Source organism: Stenotrophomonas sp. RIT-551, assembly GCF_026241915.1.
Lineage (GTDB): Bacteria > Pseudomonadota > Gammaproteobacteria > Xanthomonadales > Xanthomonadaceae > Stenotrophomonas > Stenotrophomonas bentonitica_A.
Window position 1 is genome coordinate 240,621 of the sequence record NZ_JAPJIU010000006.1, and the last position, 14,164, is coordinate 254,784.

Sequence of the window (14,164 nt, forward strand, 5' to 3'; positions counted from 1 at the left end):
TGTAATGAGCAAGCAAGACAACGACGCCAACCCCGTCACCCAGGCCGAGGCCGAATCGGCGGTGCGCACCCTGCTGCGCTGGGCCGGTGAAGATCCGACCCGTGAAGGCCTGCTGGATACCCCGCGCCGTGTCGCCGAAGCCTATGGCGACTGGTTCAGCGGCTACCGCGACGACCCGCGCGCCTACATGGAGCGGACCTTCGAGGAAGTGGCCGGCTACGATGAACTGATCGTGCTGCGCGACATCGAGTACGAAAGCCACTGCGAACACCACATGGCGCCGATCATCGGCCGCGTGCACGTCGGCTACCTGCCGGCCGGCAAGGTGGTGGGAATCAGCAAGCTGGCCCGCGTGGTCGAGGCGTACGCACGCCGCTTCCAGGTCCAGGAAAAGATGACCGCGCAGATCGCCCAGTGCATCCAGGACGTGCTGCAGCCGGTCGGCGTGGGCGTGGTGGTGGAAGGTGCGCACGAGTGCATGACCACCCGCGGCATCCACAAGCGTGGCGTCAGCATGGTCACCTCCAAGATGCTGGGCAGCTTCCGCGAGGACGCGCGTACCCGCGCCGAGTTCCTGCGTTTCATCGAAGTGGGCGGCAAGCGCTGATTCCCCGCGCCGTCGCGCGCGGCCGGCAGGTGCTGGGCTTCGGCCCGGCCCTGCGGGTGCGTGCGCGTCCCGTTTCCCTCCCGGCCGCTGCGACCCGCGCGGCCCGTCTTCCTGTCCCCGGTCTCGAATGAAGCATCGCGAGCGCATTACCCGTTACCGCCACCTGCGCGAACAGTCGCAGTGGAAGCTGCTGGCGGCCGATCACGCGCCGGAGATCATCGGCCTGCTGCAGAGTCTGCTGATGCAGGACGAGCGCACCCTGTCCACGGCGGTGCTGCACGAACGCCTGCAGCGCGCGCTGGACGATCTCAAGGCCGATGAACTCGCGCGCGATCTGCCGCGCACCGCGCAGGCCTACATCGCCCACTGGCTGGCCCAGGGCTGGCTGGAACGCCGCCTGCCCGAAGGTGCCGACCAGGAACAGTACGAACTGTCCACCCAGGCCGCGCAGGCGATCCGCTTCGCCGACAGCCTGGAGCAGGCACGCGCCGCCGCCACCGAGAGCCGCCTGGCGCTGGTGATCGAGCAGCTCTCGCAGCTGGCCGCGCTGACCGAATCCAATCCGGATGCGCGTCTGTCCGCGCTGCGCGACGAACGCGACCGCATCGATGCCGAGATCGCCCGCGTCAGCGGCGGCAAGGTGTCCTCGCTGGATGGCAAGCGCGCGCTGGAACGGACCCGCCAGATCATCGGCCTGGCCGACGAACTGACCGAAGATTTCCGCCGCGTGCGTGACGACTTCGAACGCCTCAACCGCGAATTCCGCGAACGCATCATCGATGACGAAGGCGAGCGCGGCGACGTGCTCTCCAAGCTGTTCGAAGGCGTGGATGTGATCGGTGACAGCGATGCCGGGCGCAGCTTCGACGCGTTCTGGCGCCTGCTCAACGATGCCGAACAGAGCGCCCAGCTCGACGCCGCGCTGGAGACCGTGCTTGCCCGTGGCTTCGCCCGCAAGCTGGACCGCAACGAACGCACCTTCTTGCGCGGCTTCACCACCACCATGCTCGAGCGCGGTGGCCAGGTCCACGATGTGCTGCAGCACTTCGCGCGCAGCCTGCGTGGCTTCGTGCAGAGCCGCGGCTACCTGGAACAGCGCCGCCTCAACCAGCTGCTGAAGCAGGCCCAAGGCGAGGCGCTGGGCCTGCGCGACCACATCCCGGCCCAGCGCAGCATCGGCCGCGACCTGCAGCTGACTACCAGCCGCCTGCGTTCGCTCTCGCAATGGAAGCTGCACGACCCGCGCCAGGCGCAGGTCGATGGCAGCGTGCAGCGCAACGACACCGCCGCGATCTCGCTGGAGAGCGTCGGCGATCTCGTCGCCGCCTCGGAAATCGACTTCCGCACCCTGCGCCGCGATCTGCACGACCTGCTTGGCGAGCAGCCGCGGCTGTCGATCGCGCAGGTGCTCGACCACCGTGAGGCCCCGCAGGGGCTGGGCAGCATCATCGGTTACCTCTCCCTCGGCACCCGCCATGGCGAGGTCGCCACCGATCAACAGGAGATCGCGCAATGGCGCGGCGGCGATGGCCAATGGCGTCGCGCCCGCATTCCGCTGATCTGGTTCACCCAGGAGAAACGCCATGAGCTGGCATGAACAATCCACCGACACCCCGATCGACGGCGGCGCCGACGAGCATGACGACGAGCCGGTCGTGGTGACGCCGGTCCTGCGACGCAGCAACGATGTCTTCTACATGGGCGACACCGGCCGGCTGCCGCTCGATGGCCGCCGCGCGCTGTGCCAGCTGCTGATCGGCCCCAGCATCGACCAGCTGCGCCACGCCAAGCTGTGGCCGGCGCTGATCCGCAGTGAAGCGGCGATCCGTTCGGCGCTCTCGGACCTGTTCCTGGAGCTGGTGCTGGACCGCGAGAGCGGGGTGGCCTTCACCCGCCAGGCCGATACCGAAGATATCGACGCGCCGGTGCTGCTGCGTACCTCGCCGCTGACCTTCATCGACTCGGTGCTGCTGCTGCACCTGCGCCAGCAGCTGGCTGAAGCCGATGCACGCGGCGTGCGCGCGGTGGTCGAAGATGGCGAGCTGGCCGAAGCACTGGCCGTGTACGAGCGCCACCTGTCCACCGACCGCGCCGGCTTCAACCGCCGCGTCGCCAGTGCCGTGCAGAAGATGAAGGACAACCACATCCTCACCCGCCTTGGCGGTGACGATGCGCGTCATGAAGTCTCGCCGGCACTGAAACTGATGTTCTCCGCCGAAGATGTCGCCGCCCTGGCCCAGGTGTACCGCCGCCTGCGCGAAGCGCCGGCCGACCTCGACGCCTGAGCGCGCGCCCGCGCGCCGCTGCCCTGCCTGGATTGCTAGCCCTGCCATGACCGTCCACATTCCCGCACCCGCCCTGTTCCCCGGCGACCAGCCCGACCCGCGCGCGCAGCAGTTCCGCATGCGCCGCCTGCAGGTCCACAACTGGGGCACCTTCTCCGGCCTGACCGAAGTGCCGATCGCCGAACGTGGCTTCCTGTTCGTCGGCCGCTCCGGCTCGGGCAAGTCGACCCTGCTCGATGCGATGTCCGCGCTGCTGGTGCCGCCGGCCCTGGTCGACTTCAACGCCGCCGCGCGCGAAGCCGAACGCAGTGGCCGCGACCGCAACCTGGTCTCCTATGTGCGTGGCGCGTGGGCTGACCAGCAGGACAGCGGCACCGGCGAGATCGCCACCCAGTACCTGCGCAAGGGCGCCACCTGGACCGCGCTGGTGCTGGAGTACCGCAGCAACGACGGCCGCATCGTCAGCCTGGTGCGGCTGTTCTGGATCGCCGGCAACGGCGCCGCCGCGGCCGATGTGCGCAAGCACTACATGGTCGCAGAGCGCAGCTTCGACATCGCGCGCGACCTCGGCGGCTTCGACCTGGACCTGCGCAAGCTCAAGCAGCGCCTGGGCGATGTGCATCACTTCGACAGCTTCGCCAGCTATGCCGAACGGTTCCGCCACGTGCTCGGGATCGAGAACGAAATGGCGCTGCGCCTGCTGCACAAGACGCAGTCGGCGAAGAACCTCGGCGATCTGAACGTGTTCCTGCGCGACTTCATGCTCGATGCGCCGCGCACCTTCGATGCCGCCGAGCGCCTGGTCGATGATTTCGCCGAACTCGATGGCGCCCACCAGGCCGTGGTCACCGCGCGCCGCCAGGTCGAAACGCTGCTGCCGGCGCGCGGTCACTACGCCGATCTGCAGGCACTGCGCCGCCAGCGTGAAGACCTGGACGAGATGAAGCTGGGCATCGACGGTGTGCGCGAGCAGCGTCGCCTGGCCCTGCTCGAGGCTCGCCTGCTGGAACTGGACACCCGCGACCGCGGCCTGTCCGGTGAAGAAGGCCAGCGCCGCAGCGCGCTGGAGAACCATGAAAGCCACCTCGCCGAACTGGAGGCGCAGCGTCGCCAGCAGGGCGGCGAGCGCATCGAAGAGCTGGAGCGCGAACAGGGCCGTGTCGCCCAGGAACGCGACCGCCGCCTGGCCAAGCGCAACCAGGCCAACCATGCCAGCCGCGAGCTCGGCGAAACCCTGGCCGAGACCGCGCACGGCTTCGCCGAACAGCTGGCCCGCGCCCAGGCCAGACTGGACGACGGCCAGCGTGCCGCGGCCGAGCTGGATGAAGCCATCGCCGAGCGCATGGGCGGCAAGCGCGATGACGAGCGCCGCTTTGCCGAGGTGCGTTCGGAACTGGAGGCGCTCAAGCGCACCCCGTCCAGCATTCCGGCGCCGATGCAGCAGCTGCGCGCGCGCCTGAGCAGCGACACCGGCATTCCCGAGGCGGCGCTGCCGTTCGTGGGTGAACTGCTGCAGGTCCGCGATGAAGACGCCGCATGGCAGGGCGCGATCGAGCGTGTGCTGCACGGCTTCGCGCAGTCTCTGCTGGTTGACGAGCGCCACCATGCCCAGGTCTCGGAGTGGATCAACCAGACCCACCTCGGTACCCGCCTGGTGTATTACCGCGTGCGCCGCAACGATGATGCGCTGCATGGCCGCGAGCCGGGGGCACGCTCGCTGCTGCACAAGCTGGTGCTGCGCGAGCACGGCTATGCCGGCTGGCTGCGCCGCGAGCTGGGCAAGCGCTTCGACTACGAATGCGTCGATGCACGCCACCTGCGCGATACCGACCGCGGCATCACCAAGGAAGGCCAGGTCAAGCACCCGGGCGAGCGTTTCGAGAAGGACGATCGCCACAACATCAGCGACCGCCGCCGCTGGCTGCTCGGCTTCAACAACCGCGACAAGCTGGACCTGTACGAGCGCGAAGCGATCGAACTGGCGCAGCGCATCGCCGCCTGCGACAGCGACGTGGCCGGCCTGCGCGCGCAGCGCGAACAGGATGGCAAGGCCCGCCTGGCCTGCCATCAACTGTGCACGCTGGGCTGGGACGAGATCGATGTGGCCGCGCCGCTGCAGCGCCTGGACGACATCGCCCAGGCCCTGCACGACCTGCGCGAAGGCAATGCCGACCTGCGCAGGCTCGGCGAACAGATCGAAAAGACCCGGGCCGATGTGGCCCAGGCCAAGCGCACCTATGAAGACGTGCGCGTGGAGCGCGGCCAGCTCGGCCGTGAGCACGAACGCCTGGCACGCCTGCACGAGCAGTGCGCGCCGCTGGCCAAGCGCGTGGTCACCCCCCTCCAGCAGCAGGGCCTGGACGAACGCCTCAAGGCGCTCGGCGTGCTCAGTCTGGAAAACCTGGAAGCGCACTTCCGGCAGATCAGCAACACCCTCAACGAACAGCTCGGCGGTTCCCAGGCCGAACACAACCGGCTGGAGAACCTGCTGCTGGGCTGCTTCCGCCGCTACTGCCAGGCCTGGCCGGAAGACAGCGGCGACTTCACCGTGAGCCTGTCCAGCGCCGACGATTTCCTGGCCCGCCTGCAGCGGCTGGAGAACGATGGCCTGCCGCAGCACGAGGCGCGCTTCTTCGATCTGCTGCAGAGCCAGAGCAAGAACAACCTGCTGGCCCTGCAGCGCCACACCGCCGAGGCGCGCAAGTCGATCGCCCAGCGCCTGGACGAGGTCAATGCCTCGCTGGAGCAGGTGCCGTTCAACCGCGGCACCCTGCTGACCATCGAACTCACCGACCGCCGTCTGCCCGAGGTGCTGGATTTCCACCAGCGCCTGCGCGATGTCCTGTCCCAGCAGCAGACCGAGCAGCGCGAACTGGCCGAAGCGCAGTTCGCGGTGCTGCGTGAACTGGTCGCCAAGCTCGGCTCGCAGGAAGGCGAGGACAAGCGCTGGCGCGAGCTGGTACTCGACGTGCGCCTGCATGTGGAATTCGTCGGCGTCGAGCTCGATGCCGCCACCCGCCAGCAGGTCGAGATCTACCGCAGCGGCGCGGGCAAATCCGGCGGCCAGCGCCAGAAGCTGGCCACCACCTGCCTGGCGGCCGCGCTGCGCTACCAGCTCGGTGGTGCCGACGGCCAGCTGCCCAGCTACGCGGCAGTCGTGCTCGATGAAGCCTTCGACAAGGCCGACAACGAGTTCACCGCGCTGGCGATGAACATCTTCGACAACTTCGGGTTCCAGATGGTCGTGGCCACGCCGCTGAAGTCGGTGATGACGCTGGAGCCGTTCATCGGCGGTGCGTGCTTCGTGGAGATCAGCGGTCGCCACGACTCCGGCGTACTGCTGATTGAGTACGACGAGGAAGGCAAGCGCCTGAAGCTGCCCGAACGCGCCCGCGCCGGCGGTGAGGCCGCGGTGGCGCCGGTATCGGCAGCGGCCGTGATTGCAGCGCCTGCGGAGGTCGAGGTGCCAGGGCAGGCCGCCGATGCCGTGATCGCCGAACCGGCTGCCGGGCAGGCCGACGCCGCCACGGCGACGCCGGATGCACCGTCACCGGCATCGCGCCCGAAGAAAGCCGCGGCCAAGGCACCGGCCAAAGCACCCGCCAAAGCGCCGGCCAGGAAGGCCGCCAGCAAGGCGGCGGCCAGGCCGGCGCCCAGGACCGCCGCGAAGAAGCCGGTCAAGCCCAAGCGTTGAGCAATCGACGGGTCAGCCCCAGGGCTGGCCCGTTCTGTCAGCCGGCGAAGGTATCCCAGCCCATCCGGGCGATCAGCACCACCACCAGGCCGACGAACAGCTTGCGGATGAAGGGCGTGCCACCGCGCAGCGCCATCCGCGTGCCGACCACCGAGCCGATGATGTTGGCCGCGGCCATCGGCAGCGCGAACAGCCACAGGATGTTGCCGGTCGGCACGAAGAACGAGATTGCCGCCACGTTGGTGGCCAGGTTCACCACCTTGGAGGCGGCCGAGGCGCGCAGGAAGTCCAGCCCGAAGAAGCGCACGAACAGGAAGATCAGGAAGCTGCCTGTGCCCGGCCCGAAGAAGCCGTCGTAGAACCCGATCACCGCACCGATCGCCAGCGCGGTCACCAGCTCCTTGCGGCCGATCTCGCGCGGGCGGTGCAGGGCACCGAAGTCCTTCTTCCACAGCGTGTAGCCGAGCATCGCCACCAGCAGCACCAGCACCAGCGGGCGCACCGCGTCCTTGGGCAGCAGGCTGACCGCCGTGGCACCGGCGAAGGAGAACACGAAGGCCGTGCCCGCGGCGAACAGCACTGGCCGCCACGGGAAGCGCACATTGCGTGCATAGCGGAACGCCGCCGCTGCCGTACCGAACATCGAACTGAATTTGTTGGTGCCGAACAGCATGGCCGGCGTGTGCTGCGGCAATACGGTGAACAACCCGGGTAACTGCACCAGCCCGCCGCCGCCGACCGCGGCATCGACCAGACCGGCGATGAAGGCGATCGCCACCAACCACAACAGCTCAGGGGGAACCAGCTCAAGCACGGCGGGACATCGCGGCAGAAGGCGCGCCAGCATACGCCCGGTCATCGCGCGACAATACCCCCATGACCACCGCCAACTCCGATCCCTGTCCCTGCGGCCGCCCCGTGGCCTACACCGCCTGCTGCGGCCGCTATCACGCCGGCGCGCCCGCCCCGGATGCCGAAGCGCTGATGCGTTCGCGCTACAGCGCCTACGTGCGCCACCTGGCCGACTACCTGCTGGCCAGCTGGCACCCATCCACGCGCCCGGCCGAGCTGTCGCTGGAGGAAGCGCCCGGCCAGCGCACCCACTGGCTGGGGCTGACGATCCAGGCCCACACGCAGTCGGATCCGGACCACGCCCAGGTCCGGTTCCTTGCCCGTTACAAGGTGGGCGGCGGCAGTGCGGTGAAGATGCTCGAGCACAGCCGCTTCGTGCGCGAAGAGGGGCGCTGGTTCTATCTCGACGCGCTGCCCTGACCCAACGCGGCCGCACGCACCCCCCAGCGCCGTCGCCCCGGGCGCGTACGGGGGTCGCGTATTCAACTTGAACGCTGTCACCAGACCGATGCCGTGCCATGACGTGGCACTCACTCCGGCTGGTCGATCCTGATCGCAATGAATACCGCCGTTGCTGCCGCACCACCGCTCACTGCCGCCCCGCCGTCGTCGCTGGCCGCCCGCTACGCCGGCGTGCGGGCCCGCACGGTCGCACTGGCCGCCCCGCTGAGCGCCGAAGACGCCATGGTGCAGAGCATGGCCGATGCCAGCCCGGCCAAATGGCACCTGGCCCACACCACCTGGTTCTTCGAGCGCTTCGTGCTGGCCACCCGGCCCGGTTACGCACCGATCGATGCGGACTGGCATTACCTGTTCAACAGCTATTACCAGAGCATCGGTCCGGCACATGCACGTCCGCAGCGTGGCCTGCTCTCGCGCCCGTCGCTGGAGGAGGTGCTGGCGTTCCGCGCCCGGATCGACCAGCGCGTGATCACCGCCCTGCAGGCCGGCAGCCTCAGCGAGCAGGCCCGGCACCAGTTGCTGCTGGGCCTGCACCATGAACAGCAACATCAGGAACTGCTACTGACCGATATCAAGCATGCGTTCTGGTCCAACCCGCTGCAGCCAGCCTACCGCGAGGATCTTGCGGTGGCGCCGGCCCGTGCGCTGCCCCTGCAGTGGCTCAGCAGTCCCGAGCAGATCGTGGAGATCGGCGCGCCGGTCTGGCCTACCCAGCCGACATTCGCCTACGACAACGAATCGCCCGTACACCGCGCCCTGGTCCCGGCGCATGCGCTGGCCAACCGCCCGGTCAGCAATGACGAGTATCGCCGGTTCGTCCAGGCCGGCGGCTACCGCGAGCCGCGCTGGTGGATGAGCGAAGGCTGGACCTTGTGCCAGGACCAGCGCTGGCAGCACCCGCTGTATTGGGATGACGCACTGGAGCGCGAGTTCACCCTCGGCGGGTGGCGCCCGCTCGATCCGCATGCCCCGGTTTGCCATCTCAGTTACTTCGAAGCCGACGCCTACGCGCGCTGGCAGGAGGCCCGCCTGCCCACCGAATTCGAATGGGAGGCGGCCACCGCCGGCCGCCCGCTGCGGGGTCGTTTCGCCGATAGCGATCAGCTTCACCCCGGCGGGGCGGAGGAGTCAGGCGATATCGTGCAGCTGTTCGGCGATGTCTGGGAATGGACCAGCAGCGCCTACGGGCCGTATCCGGGGTTCCGTACCTTCCCGGGCAATCTCGGCGAGTACAACGGCAAGTTCATGTGCGGGCAATGGGTCCTGCGCGGGGGCAGCTGTGCCACGCCTGCCGATCACCTGCGCGCCAGCTACCGCAATTTTTTCGCGCCGTCGGCCCGGTGGCAGTTCGCCGGCCTGCGCCTGGCCCGGGACGCCGCATGAGTTCGGTCCGTGATGCACTCCAGGCGCTGACCGATCTGCAGCCGGACCGCGACCAGATCACCGCCGACATCCTGCGTGGCCTCTCCGCCACGCCACGGCAGCTGCCGTCCAAGTATTTCTACGATGCCCACGGCTCGGCGTTGTTCGAGCAGATCACCCAGCAGCCGGAGTACTACCCGACCCGCACCGAGCTGCAGCTGCTGCAGGACTGCGCGCGTGACATCGCCAAGGTGGTCGGTCCGCGCCTGCACGTGGTCGAGCTGGGCAGCGGCAGTGGGCGCAAGACCGAGCTGCTGCTGCAGGCGCTGCGTGACCCGGTGGCGTACACCCCGATCGAGATCTCCCGTGCCGCACTGCTGGACAGCATCACCCGGTTGGCCCCGTTGCTGCCGGAGATCGAAATGCTGCCGGTCTGTGCGGATTTCACCCAGCCGGTGCAGCTGCCATCGCCGCAGCGCGAGCCGGCGCGCCACCTGGTGTTCTTCCCGGGCTCGACGCTGGGCAACTTCGCGCATGACGAGGCCATTGCGCTGCTGAAGGCCATGCGCCAGACCATGGGCCCCGACGGCATGGCCCTGATCGGCATCGACCTGCACAAGGATGCGGGGCTGATCGAAGCCGCGTACAACGATGCCGCCGGCGTCACGGCCGATTTCACCCTCAATCTGCTGCGCCGGCTCAACCGCGACATCGGCAGTGATTTCGATCTCGACGGGTTCCGTCATCGCGCGCGGTACAGCGTGCCGCGCCTGCGCATCGAAACCGAACTGGTCAGCCAGCGCGAGCAGCGCGTGCAGGTGGACGGGCAGAGCTTCGATTTCGCCGCAGGCGAGGCGATGACGGTGGAGTACAGCCACAAGTACACCGACGCGGTGTTCGCAACGATGGCCGCGGCCGCGGGCCTGCGCGTGACGGCCCACTGGAACGCCACCGATCCCGCCTTCGGCCTGCGCCTGCTGCAGCCGGCCTGACCTGCGCGGCATTGCCGCTATGATGCAGGTCCACTGGCTGCAAGGATTCCGCCAATGCGATGGTCGCCCCTGTTGTTGGCCGGGCTGTGGCTCGGCGCACCGTCGTTGGCGGTGGCCGCCCCGGATGCGTTCTCCACCTGTCTGGCCACGCTCAAGGCGCAGGCCGGCAAGCAGGGCATCGGCGCCGAGCGCTTCGATGTGCTCACCGCCGGGCTGACCCCGGATCCCAGCGTGCTGCCGCTGCTGGACGCGCAGCCGGAATTCACTACCCCGTTGTGGGACTACCTTGCGGCGCTGGTGGATACCCAGCGCGTCGAGGACGGGCGTGCCCGCCTGGTCGAGCACCGCGACCTGCTGGCCCGGGTCTCGGCCGAGTACGGGGTTGATCCGGCCACCATCGTGGCGGTCTGGGGCGTGGAGAGCGACTACGGCCGCGTGTTCGGCAAGCGCCCGCTGCTGCAGTCGCTGGCCACGCTCTCCTGCGAAGGCCGCCGCCAGCCCTTCTTCCGCGGCGAACTGCTCGCCCTGCTCAAGCTGATCGACGCCGGCGACCTGCGCGCCGAAGGCCTGACCGGTTCGTGGGCCGGCGCGTTCGGCCATACCCAGTTCATGCCCTCCACCTATGCGCGCATCGCGGTGGATGGCGACGGCGATGGCCGTCGCGATCTGGTCGCCTCGATTCCCGATGCGCTGGCCTCCACCGCCAATTATCTGAAGAAGGCCGGGTGGCGCACCGGCCAGCCCTGGGGGATGGAAGTGACGGTTCCGGCCGGCTTCAACGCCGGCCAGGCCGGCCGCACCCAGCGCAGGCCACTGGCCGACTGGCGTGCACAGGGCATCGTCCCGGTGGCCGGCGGCGCGCTGGTCCCGGCCGGGCTGCCCGCCGACAGCAGTGCCGCGCTGCTGCTGCCCACCGGGATCAAGGGCCCGGCCTGGCTGGTGTTCCGCAACTACGACGCGATCTACGCGTACAACGCCGCCGAGAGCTACGCCCTGGCGATCGCCACCCTGGCCGACCGCCTGCGTGGTGGCCAGGGCATCGTGGCCGCCTGGCCGACCGACGATCCCGGCATCGGCCGTACCGAACGCCGTGAACTGCAGACCCTGCTGCTGGCCCGCGGCCACGATATCGGCACAGCCGACGGCATGATCGGCACCGCCACCCGGCGCGCCATCCAGGCCGAACAGCAGCGCCTGGGCTGGACCCCCGCCGATGGCCGTGCCGGCCAGCGCATCCTCACCGCCCTGCGCGGTGCTCCTCTTTCATCAACATCGACCATGCCGACCTCCACCGTGTTCACCCTTCCGCCCAACCACGCCCAGTACGTCCAGTCGCCGGCCGCGCCGCGCGCTGCCCTGCCCAAGGTGCCCGGGCTCAGCCTGGCCGACATCCAGGGCTTCCCTGCCTGGAAGGTCGAGACGCCGTTCGCCACCGCCGCGATCAGCGTGTTCGGCGGCCAGCTCCTGTCCTATGTGCCCAAGGGCGGGCAGGACGTGATGTGGCTCTCGCCCAGTGCCCAGCCACTGCCGACCCCGATCCGTGGCGGCACCCCCGTGTGCTGGCCGTATTTCGGCCGCCAGGGGCAGGGCAACGACGTGCCCTCGCATGGCTTCGTCCGTAACGTGCCATGGACGCTGCAGCAGGCCCGCCGCGAGGCCGATGGCACCATGGTGCTGAGCCTGGCCCCACCGGTGCTGGAGAACCTGGACCTGCGCCTGCGCATGGAGCTGCGGATCGGCCGCACGCTGGAGCAGCGCCTGATCACCGAGAACACCGGCCGCCAACCGGTCGCCTTCACCCAGGCCCTGCACAACTACTTCCATGTCAGCGATGCGATGCAGGTCAGCGTGGAAGGGCTGGAGGGGCTGTCCTACCTGGACAAGTTCGAGAATTACGCCGCCCCCCGCCAGCAGCAGGGCGAGTGGAGCCTGCGCGACCCGCGCGATCCGGGCCGCAGCGACCGCATCTATACGCAGGCTGGCGGCCGTTACCTGCTCAAGGACCCGGGCCTGAAGCGCCGCATCGAGATCACCACCACCGGCAGCCGCTCGCTGGTGGCGTGGAACCCGGGTGAGGCCGGTGCCAGCAAGATGGCCGACGTCGGGGCCGGTTGGCGCAACTATGTGTGCCTGGAGGCGGCCAACGCCGGTCCGGACGTGGTGACCCTGGCGCCGGGCGCGCAGCATGTGCTGCAGCAGACCCTGGCGGTTCGCCCGCTATGAGCACGGTTCCGTCCCCGGCCCGGCCGGACGAGACGGCCGGCAATCCTTATCGCGCGCCCAGCGCCGCCCTGCACGAGGCGATGATCGACGCCCAGATTGATGCTGCCGTGGCGGTGCATGACCGCCATCCGTCGTGCTGAGGCGGCTGTAAGGCGCGTGACCGGTCAGTGTGCGGCCGGGCGCGGCCGCAATGCCACCAGACAGATCCCGCCAGCCACCAACCCCCAGAACGCCGAACCGATCCCGGCCAGCGACAGGCCCGAAGCGGTGACCAGGAACGTCACCAGCGCCGCTTCGCGATCGGCCTCCTCGCGCAGCGCCATGGCCAGGCTGTTGGCGATCGTTCCGAACAGCGCGATGCCGGCCACGCAGGCGACCAGCTCCTTGGGGAAGGCAGCAAATACAGCAGCCACCGTCGCCCCGAACAGCCCGACCACGATATAGAAGGCGCCCGCGGCCACTGCGGCGGTATAACGGCGGGCCGGATCCTCGTGCGCTTCGCGCCCCATGCAGATCGCGGCGGTGATCGCGGCGAGATTGAGCCCATACGCACCGAAGGGGGCCAGGATCGTATTGACCACGCCGATCCAGCCGATCACGGGCGAGACCGGCGTGTCATACCCGGAGGCACGGATCACCGCGACACCCGGGATGTTCTGCGAGGCCATGGTGACCACGAACAGGGGCAGGGCGATGCCGAACACCGCTGCCCACGACAGCGTTGGCCAGGTGAACACCGGCGTGGCCAGTTCCAGCCGCACGTCCTGCATATGAAGCAGACCCTGACCTGCGGCGACCAGGACACCGACAAGCAGCGTGGCGATCACCGCATAGCGCGGGAACAGCCGTCGCCCGATCAGCCACGTGGAGAACATCGCCAATGCCATGCCCAGCTGGGTGCCCATGGAGACGAACACATCCAGCCCGAAGCGCAGCAGTACACCCGCAAGCATGCCCGCGGCCAGCGCCATCGGCACACGCTTCATCAGCTTCGCGAAGATCCCCGAGAAGCCGGCCAACATGCCAAGCACGGCGGCAAGCACGAACGCACCGATCGCATCGCTGTAGCCGACCGCGCCCGCACCGACCACGAGCATCGCCGCACCGGGCGTGGACCATGCAGTGACGACCGGCATCCGATAGCGCAGTGACAGACCAATACACGTCACGCCCATGCCAAGGCCCAACGCCCACATCCACGAAGCGATCTGCGCCTGGTCTGCGCCGACCGCGCGTGCGGCCTGGAACACGATCACCGCCGAACTGGCGAAGCCCACCAAGACGGTAATGAAACCTGCCATCACCGCAGGCAGGGAGAGATCGCGCCACAACGAACGTTTGCCAACCGCAGACATCGCATGCATTCCTGATGACAAGAGATGCATTGTTAGCAAGCCTGCGGCAGCACGCGCAACGCGCGTGCTGCCGCGCTCGTTGTCGAGCAGCACGCACGGATGACGCGATGATGAAAAAGATCGACGAAAACGCTTGACGAATTTTCAGAAGTCTTTAGTATTCGCTCCCTCGCTGCGACGCGGTCTTCACCCCGGTGAACACCCACCCGCAGCGACGGCAACAAGCTTCGAAAGAAGGTGTTGACGGAAACGAAAAGCCTGACATAATAGGCGGCTCGCTTCGACGAAAAGACCTCCGGGTCGCACAACGAAGCAGCATCGGCAACAGCGTC

At 68.6% G+C, this 14,164-nt stretch carries 12 protein-coding genes; 9 read left to right on the forward strand and 3 right to left on the reverse strand.

Going from position 1 to position 14,164, the window contains the following annotated elements; genetic code table 11:
• The first annotated feature begins 4 nt into the window (after positions 1-4).
• The 4 genes from folE (at position 5) to ORK51_RS10085 (ending at position 6,586) form a co-directional block, all read left to right on the forward strand.
• Positions 5-607 carry a GTP cyclohydrolase I FolE gene (gene folE / locus ORK51_RS10070; protein ID WP_019183982.1) on the forward strand — a complete coding sequence of 201 codons (603 nt, stop codon included), beginning with the start codon at positions 5-7 and terminating at the stop codon, positions 605-607.
• Between the two features lie 127 nt (positions 608-734).
• Positions 735-2,204 carry a DUF3375 domain-containing protein gene (locus tag ORK51_RS10075; protein WP_266084825.1) on the forward strand — a complete coding sequence of 490 codons (1,470 nt, stop codon included), beginning with the start codon at positions 735-737 and terminating at the stop codon, positions 2,202-2,204.
• Positions 2,191-2,892 carry a DUF4194 domain-containing protein gene (locus tag ORK51_RS10080; protein ID WP_019183980.1) on the forward strand — a complete coding sequence of 234 codons (702 nt, stop codon included), beginning with the start codon at positions 2,191-2,193 and terminating at the stop codon, positions 2,890-2,892. Before ORK51_RS10075 ends, ORK51_RS10080 begins: the two co-directional genes overlap by 14 nt.
• Positions 2,893-2,938: 46 nt before the next feature.
• A complete protein-coding gene (locus ORK51_RS10085) occupies positions 2,939-6,586 on the forward strand; it encodes an ATP-binding protein (protein ID WP_266084826.1) in 3,648 nt (1,215 codons plus the stop codon).
• 37 nt (positions 6,587-6,623) lie between these two features.
• Here the strand turns inward: ORK51_RS10085 and ORK51_RS10090 are convergent, their stop codons facing one another.
• On the reverse strand, positions 6,624-7,400 hold the full coding sequence (locus ORK51_RS10090) for a sulfite exporter TauE/SafE family protein (protein WP_070474219.1): 777 nt from the start codon (positions 7,398-7,400) through the stop codon (positions 6,624-6,626).
• Between the two features lie 62 nt (positions 7,401-7,462).
• Between ORK51_RS10090 and ORK51_RS10095 the strand changes: the two genes are divergently transcribed.
• The 5 genes from ORK51_RS10095 to ORK51_RS10115 all read left to right on the forward strand — a co-directional run bounded on the left by ORK51_RS10095 (position 7,463) and on the right by ORK51_RS10115 (position 12,617).
• Entirely contained in the window at positions 7,463-7,858 is a 396-nt protein-coding gene (locus ORK51_RS10095; RefSeq protein ID WP_046274378.1) for a YchJ family metal-binding protein, read from the forward strand.
• Positions 7,859-7,996: 138 nt separating this feature from the next.
• Positions 7,997-9,283, forward strand: coding sequence for an ergothioneine biosynthesis protein EgtB (egtB, locus tag ORK51_RS10100; RefSeq protein ID WP_070426257.1), 1,287 nt, complete (start codon positions 7,997-7,999; stop codon positions 9,281-9,283).
• Positions 9,280-10,254 (forward strand): L-histidine N(alpha)-methyltransferase, encoded by a 975-nt coding sequence (egtD, locus tag ORK51_RS10105; protein WP_046274376.1) that lies wholly within the window; start codon positions 9,280-9,282, stop codon positions 10,252-10,254. Before egtB ends, egtD begins: the two co-directional genes overlap by 4 nt.
• Positions 10,255-10,308: 54 nt before the next feature.
• Complete coding sequence (locus ORK51_RS10110) at positions 10,309-12,477, forward strand: lytic murein transglycosylase (RefSeq protein ID WP_266084827.1); 2,169 nt, start codon at positions 10,309-10,311, stop codon at positions 12,475-12,477.
• Positions 12,474-12,617: a hypothetical protein gene (locus ORK51_RS10115; RefSeq protein WP_156785713.1), complete on the forward strand. Its 144-nt coding sequence runs from the start codon at positions 12,474-12,476 to the stop codon at positions 12,615-12,617. The genes ORK51_RS10110 and ORK51_RS10115 overlap by 4 nt, the downstream gene beginning before the upstream one ends.
• A gap of 24 nt (positions 12,618-12,641) precedes the next feature.
• Here the strand turns inward: ORK51_RS10115 and ORK51_RS10120 are convergent, their stop codons facing one another.
• On the reverse strand, positions 12,642-13,832 hold the full coding sequence (locus tag ORK51_RS10120) for a benzoate/H(+) symporter BenE family transporter (protein WP_266084828.1): 1,191 nt from the start codon (positions 13,830-13,832) through the stop codon (positions 12,642-12,644).
• 32 nt (positions 13,833-13,864) lie between these two features.
• Positions 13,865-14,164: hypothetical protein (locus ORK51_RS10125; protein WP_266084829.1), on the reverse strand; the 300-nt coding region annotated here is incomplete at its 5' end.

Coding starts and splice junctions, on each gene's coding strand:
- folE (WP_019183982.1), top strand. CDS start 5: ATGAGCAAGCAAGACAACGACGCCAACCCCGTCACCCAGGCCGAGGCC.
- ORK51_RS10075 (WP_266084825.1), top strand. CDS start 735: ATGAAGCATCGCGAGCGCATTACCCGTTACCGCCACCTGCGCGAACAG.
- ORK51_RS10080 (WP_019183980.1), top strand. CDS start 2,191: ATGAGCTGGCATGAACAATCCACCGACACCCCGATCGACGGCGGCGCC.
- ORK51_RS10085 (WP_266084826.1), top strand. CDS start 2,939: ATGACCGTCCACATTCCCGCACCCGCCCTGTTCCCCGGCGACCAGCCC.
- ORK51_RS10095 (WP_046274378.1), top strand. CDS start 7,463: ATGACCACCGCCAACTCCGATCCCTGTCCCTGCGGCCGCCCCGTGGCC.
- egtB (WP_070426257.1), top strand. CDS start 7,997: ATGAATACCGCCGTTGCTGCCGCACCACCGCTCACTGCCGCCCCGCCG.
- egtD (WP_046274376.1), top strand. CDS start 9,280: ATGAGTTCGGTCCGTGATGCACTCCAGGCGCTGACCGATCTGCAGCCG.
- ORK51_RS10110 (WP_266084827.1), top strand. CDS start 10,309: ATGCGATGGTCGCCCCTGTTGTTGGCCGGGCTGTGGCTCGGCGCACCG.
- ORK51_RS10115 (WP_156785713.1), top strand. CDS start 12,474: ATGAGCACGGTTCCGTCCCCGGCCCGGCCGGACGAGACGGCCGGCAAT.
- ORK51_RS10120 (WP_266084828.1), bottom strand. CDS start 13,832: ATGTCTGCGGTTGGCAAACGTTCGTTGTGGCGCGATCTCTCCCTGCCT.